General features: G+C 55.6%; 2 protein-coding genes and 1 tRNA gene. 1 reads left to right on the top strand and 2 read right to left on the bottom strand.

The window, feature by feature from the left end; all coding sequences use genetic code 11:
- Nucleotides 1-242: 242 nt before the first annotated feature.
- Nucleotides 243-4,871 (top strand): AAA domain-containing protein, encoded by a 4,629-nt coding sequence (locus E8K88_RS17655; RefSeq protein ID WP_136407988.1) that lies wholly within the window; start codon nucleotides 243-245, stop codon nucleotides 4,869-4,871.
- 443 nt (nucleotides 4,872-5,314) lie between these two features.
- Here the strand turns inward: E8K88_RS17655 and E8K88_RS17650 are convergent, their stop codons facing one another.
- Together E8K88_RS17650 and E8K88_RS17645 are read right to left on the bottom strand one after the other, a co-directional pair.
- Nucleotides 5,315-5,608, bottom strand: a complete 294-nt coding sequence (locus tag E8K88_RS17650) for a hypothetical protein (RefSeq protein ID WP_205880125.1) — start codon at nucleotides 5,606-5,608, stop codon at nucleotides 5,315-5,317.
- A gap of 537 nt (nucleotides 5,609-6,145) precedes the next feature.
- A tRNA-Val gene (locus E8K88_RS17645) sits at nucleotides 6,146-6,222 on the bottom strand.
- Nucleotides 6,223-6,412: the final 190 nt, after the last annotated feature.

The following is a 6,412-nucleotide window of genomic DNA, read 5'->3' as shown; positions in this document are numbered from 1 at the left end:
GCGAGTTCGAATCCCGCCGCTCCGACCAAAACCTTTTAAAAAGCCTGTTGAATTTATTCAACAGGCTTTTTTCTTGTCTTGAGCAAAGTCAGGTGACTTGGCGGTTAAGTCGTTGTAGTGGGCCGCATGGCTGTGCAGCCCGGAGTCCAACTTGGAATGAGATCGCCCAGTCAGATGGCGGGCAGCGTGGATCAGGTGACAAGCCGATCGCGGTGGCGGTGTGGGTGAAACAAGGAATAACAATGAATGTGCAGCAAGAGCGGCTGTTGGCGATGTTGGAGTACACCAAGCAAACGGCATTGCTTAAAAAGAATCCAGCCCTCCATATCAACCAGCATAAAGATTTCTCTAGCCACGAGAGCCAACTCACCAGCCTGCCGGGGGTGTCGGTCAATATACAAGAGGGCGATGACGAGGTTTGGTTGCGTGTTGAGCGTCTACAGCCCACCCCTCCCCCCGAGCCGCTGGACAAGCATTTGGCCGCTTGGCTGGAGTTCGCCGCCAATCCTGCCCACGAGCCCACGCTCAAGCCGTCGCTGAGCGAGCTGCAACTGATCAACTTGGGCTTGTACGAGCAGATGGAGCCCTCCACCTGCATGCAGGACACATCGTGTGTGCAGTGGCCGGTTGTCTCACTGGATGACTATGAAGCCCAGTTGGCGGCGCAGGATCTGCCTGCATTGAGCAGCTTGCTAAAAACGTATTTGAACCAGCAGTGGCAGCCTTGGATTGAGCGTGAGAAAGGCGTGCGTAAAAGCATTGCGCTGTACTCTGAGCTGTTCATGCTGTCGCAGAAAATGCAGGGCAATCTGGTCGACGCTGCGTTGGAGTTGGTCTGGGGCATGGGGGTGGCAGTGCAAAAGCAGGGCACTGCCAGCTTGACTTACCCCTTGTTGACGCAGGCTGTGGAGCTGAGGCTTGATGACAAGACGATGGCGCTGGAGGTGAGGCCCAATAGCCACGACAGCCGCTTGGAGCTGGATATTTACGCCGCACAAGACAACCATGGCGTGGCCAAACTGGAGGCGGTGGGCAAGCAGTTTCTGGAGCTGCAACCCAGTATCAATCCGTTTGAGCTTGGCAGCTATGCGCCTTTGCTGCGCTCGGCGGCATCCATGCTTGACGCGTCTGGCAGCTATTGGCCTGACCATGCGGCCACGGATGAGCGCACGTTGCCCAAGCCGACAGAGAGCTTGTGCGTGACCGATACCTGGGCTTTGCTGGCGCGTCCTCGTGCGAGCAATTTGCTGGTGCAGGATTTGGCGCGTTTTGAAGCCGTGGTGGCCAGTGGTGATTCCGAGCAGGTGCTGCCTGGTGCTTTGCAAGCGCTGTTTTTGGACCCAGCGACTGAGAACATCGATGTGGCGCTGCCCCATTTTCGAGGCTTGTCCACCGTCTCGGGCAGCAGCCATGCCAGCGCCAAGCCCTCGGAGCTGTATTTCCCCAAGCCCTACAACGACGAGCAGGTTCAAATCATCCAGATGTTGGAAGTGCATGATGGTGTCGTCGTGCAAGGCCCACCAGGCACGGGCAAGACCCATACGATCGCGAATGTGATTTGCCACTATTTGGCCTCTGGCAAACGCGTGCTGGTGACGTCGATGAAAGACCCGGCTTTGGCAGTGTTGCAGGAGAAGCTGCCAGAGCCCATTCGCCCGTTGGCTGTGAGTTTGCTCAGCAGCGAAGCCGATGGCATGCGCCAATTTGATTTTGCCATCAGCAAGATCGCTGCCGAGGTCACGCGCATTGACCGCCATGCGTATGGCCGTGAGATTGAGCAGCTCTCTTTACAAATCGATGCGACCCATGCAAGCCTTGCCAGGATCGACCAAGATATTGCGGTTTGGGCGCGCCTGAACCTCGACAAAATCGACTTGGATGGCCAGTTGCTCAGCCCGGTGGAGGTCGCCGAAGAGGTGGCTTTGCACAGGCAGGACTGCGACTGGTTTCCTGATACCCTGACGATTGAGGCCCGGCATCAAGCGCAATTTGGCAATGACAGCATCGTGGCATTGCGCGCGGCGCGCCAGGCGGTGGGTGATGATTTGGTGTATCTGGGCAAGCCATTGCCGGCATTAACGGGTTTTCCTGCGCCAGCGCGTTTGCTGCAAGTGCATGGCGATTTACAGCAGTTGGCACAACTGCAGTCCCAGGTGGCCAGCGGTCACATGCCGCGACTGTCTGTTGGAGCTGATGGGATGGCGCAGGTGGCAGATGCGCTGCACAACCTGGAGCAGCTGCGTGCGCTGATGGGGGCCATTGCCGGTGCTTTTGAGCCATGGCTGGCGAATTTTCAGCTCTACCTGCGCAAGCCCGAACACCAGGATATTCTGGGGCTGTTCTTTGCACTCCGAGACGAAGTGCAGGCCGCGTTGCAGCAGCGTCAGCTGTTTTTGGCGCGCCCGGTGTCGGTGCCAGCACAAACAGAAAACAATGCGGTGGTTGTGGAGGCGGTTCAGAACCTGTCGCAGGGCAAAAAACCGTTTGGTTTGGCAGGTTTGTTTGGCAAGTCGGCTGAGAAAAAAATTCTGGATGCGATCACCATCGTCAGTGCACCCGCTGCCAGCGCTGATGATTGGCGGCATGTCTATGCCTTTTTGATGTACGCCAAAGAGGCCAGGGCTTTGGTGGCTCGCTGGAATGCACTTGCGCCTGAAATGGGTTTGCCGACGCTGGAGAATGCTGTCTCCAGCCTGCTCAAAGCGGGCGAGATCGTGCAGCTTATGGCGCAGCTGCAGCACCATATTGCCCAAGAGCAATCGGTCAGTGCGCAAGTCAAAGCGCTGATTCCAGGCTGGCAAAAGGCTGGCCAAGTGCCGATGAATCCTTATATGGTGGATGAGGCGGCGGCGATCTTGTCTGCGCATGTCACCCAACACCGCCTGGCCCAGACGTGGCAGGTGAAAGAAGATATTCTCCGCAGCCTGGATGGCTCAGACGGTGCGATCACGCAGCAGATCCGCCACTTTCTGACCAGCACGCTGGGCTCGGCTGAGGTCACGGATGAGCAGATGCAGCAGCAATGGTCTGATTGCTTGCAAGAGCTGCGCAGACTGCATGGTCTGGTCGACCATTGGCAAGTAATCCAAACCGTGACGGACTTGATTCGTGCCAGTGGGGCGGTGCATTGGGCCAGCCAGCTCGAGCAGCAGCCGTTCTCAGGCACGGTGGACTTGCTGCTGCCAGACAATTGGGCCAACGTGTGGCGTATCAACCGACTGGGCCATTATGTCGATCAGATCGATGGCCGTAAGGAGCTCAAGCGCTTGTCCAGGCAGCGTGGCGAGCAAGAGGCTGATTTGTCGAATCTCTACCAGCAAGCAATCACTGCGCGTACCTGGTTGAAGTTGGCCGAGAATGCGACGCCAGATGTGCGGGCAGCATTGGAAGCCTACCGCACTGCGATCAAGAAAATTGGCAAGGGCACTGGCATTCGCGCTGGCCGTTTTCGCCAGGATGCGCGCCAGGCTTCAGAACGTGCGAACAAGGCCATTCCTTGTTGGATCATGCCGCATTACCGCATCTCGGAATCCTTGCCTGCACAGCTGGGCGCGTTTGATTTGGTCATCATTGACGAAGCCTCGCAGTCCGATCTGACTGCGCTGCCAGCAATTTTGCGCGCCAAGAAGGTGTTGATTGTGGGGGATGACCAGCAGGTCTCGCCCGATGGCGTGGGCCTTGAAGAAGAGAAGGTTAAAAACTTGGTTGGGCGCTTTTTGCACAACCAGGTTGATATCTTTCGCCCGCAGATGACGCCTGACCGCTCGATGTACGACTTGTTCAAGGTGGTTTTTGCCAATAGCGCCGTGATGTTGCGCGAGCATTTCCGCAGCGTGCCGCCGATCATCGAGTATTCCAAGCGCGAGTTTTACAAACATGAGCTCAAACCGCTGCGCATGCCAACGCGCTCTGAGCGCCTGGACCCACCGCTGGTGGATGTGTATGTCGAAGACGGCTTTCGCAGCAAGGAAATCAACTTGCCAGAAGCACGCTTTATCGTCAACGAAATCAAAGACATTGTGGCCAACCCTGCGATGGCTGGGCGTAGCATTGGCGTGGTCTCGCTGATTGGCAGTGAGCAGGCCTTGCGCATCATGCAAATGCTCGGTGACGAGTTGGGTGAGCAGCTGGTCACGCAATTCAACATCACTTGCGGCGATGCGCGCACCTTCCAGGGCAAAGAGCGTGACATCATGTTCTTGTCGATGATTGCAGCTCCTGGCAACGCCCACGCACAAACGCAGGCAGCCACGGCGCAGCGCTTTAACGTTGCGGCCTCACGTGCGCGTGATCGCATGTACCTGGTGCGCAGTATCCGCGGCGAAGAGCTGAGCCAGGCTGATGTGCTGCGCGCCAAGCTGATTCAGCATTTCCAGGCGCCGTTTTTGCAGAATGAGCAAGACCTCAGCAGCAACCGCAGCAAATGCGAATCGGGCTTTGAGCGCGAAGTCTTCGACATTCTGACCAGCAAAGGCTACCGCGTGATACCGCAGGTGCCGGTAGGCTCGTACCGGATCGACATGGTGGTCGAAGGCGACAATGACAGCCGGCTGGCGATTGAGTGCGATGGCGATCGCTACCATGGGCCAGAGCAATGGGATGCCGATATGCGTCGCCAGCGTATTTTGGAGCGTGCAGGCTGGCGCTTTTGGCGCTGTTTTGCATCGACCTTTGTGTTGCACAAAGAGCAGGTGGTGGCAGAGTTGATTGCCACGCTGGCTGAGTTGGATATTCAGCCCAGCGCTGCCGATACGCCAGTGTCCAGCATCCATGTCGAATCACGCACAGTGCGAATGGGTGTCGAGGCTGCAGTGGCTGCTGTGCAGACCGATAAAACGGCTATGTCCGATGCGGACGAGCAGGTTGCGTGATGCATCACTGGTGGTTGTGGCGCTGATGTTGACGTTGACGTTAATCAGAGTGCGCCTTGCTTGGGCGCACTGACGCACTGCTGGCGTCAGCATGGGCCCTGGTTGTTGCGACGGGGTGCAGCCCATGACGATCTGGGGAAGGTCTGCACAACTGCCTGTTGTGGCCTGAGGGTGGTCTTGAGCGATTTGCTGCGTAAGTCGTTTTCATCCATGGCGACCGCTATGGCCTTCAAAAGGCGCCTTGCAGCCCATATCGATACCGCCCTCCCAGTAACGTGGCCTTTGCAGAGTTGCCCTAGGCCAGCGATCTTGTATGTTGGCAGATAGCGCATGTGCAGGCGTTGGCCAGCGATTGTTGGCTACCAGAAGCTAGCAATTGCCAGCTCAAGTGCTACTGCGGTAATCAGCGCTGTTGAGGGATTGGACCTGATGGATGGCCCTGATCAATACCCCCAGTAGCCGCCCCATGGACTAAAGTCAAAGTAGTTCTGCTCCATCGACGCGGTCATCATTTGCTCGTCTGCGAGATTTTGCTGAAACACCATTTGCTGGTATTTGGAGTAAGCGGCTTGATTGCCAGAATAGACGCATTGGCAAACAATAGGATCGGCATACACGTAGACGACCTTGTTATCGACATTTTGTTTGACCAGCTTATTGGCTGGCAAGCTCTTCAAGGCCGCTTGTTGTGCAGGAGTCGTGGCAGATTTAGAGACGAATCCAGCTGCTTCAAGCAAATTTTCTTTGCTTGCAACGACTTGGGGTGCTGATTGACAGCCAGCCAAAATTACAGTGATACACAGTGCGGAAATGGCCAAAATTTTCATAACTACCTCGAATCTTTAATCGTTGATGAACAGGATCTAAGCGCATGAATGCTACTGGCTGCACATGCGTACTGCGCAATACAGCGTCAGAGATTCGATTTGTATCTTACACAATTAATTGTTGTGATTGCGCCTCATTTACATTGCACGTGCGAACGCCGCTATAGGAGCAGGGCTGGGCGTGCTTTGTTGGCTGTGCTAAATCGCTTTGTTATGCGTGTGCAGCACCTCTGAGCATGCTGCTATTTTGGCTTTGACGCAGTGGTCGCGAGATGTGTACTCTCATCTGCTGCCATGCTTGGGCAAACAAAAAGCCCTGCGCACAGGCCAATGCGAGGCGGGCTTGGTAGGCGTTGTTGCAATAAAAAAAAGCCGCACATAAACCGTGCGGCTTTATATACCAATGAATTGATGTTTCTGCCATGTGGCTAAGAAACCATATTTCATTGGTAGGCGCGATTGGATTCGAACCAACGACCCCCACCATGTCAAGGTGGTGCTCTAACCAACTGAGCTACGCGCCTGAAGAAGCGAAGGCCGCATTGTATAGGTGTTTTGGCATGCTTGGCAGCAATTTTGCAAAGCAATTGAAAATACTTTTGCGAAGCGCCTGTGGCAATGCTGGTTTAAGCGAGGTAGATTGCTTGTAATTCAGGGGTGAGCCGCAAGGGGTAATCCCCCCACAAAACCATCATTTTGAGAAGTAGAGATATC

Source organism: Lampropedia aestuarii, assembly GCF_004803635.1.
Taxonomy (GTDB): Bacteria; Pseudomonadota; Gammaproteobacteria; order Burkholderiales; family Burkholderiaceae_C; genus Lampropedia; species Lampropedia aestuarii.
The sequence above is the reverse complement of the archived record's forward strand: the minus strand, read 5'-3'. Positions and strand labels throughout refer to the sequence as shown.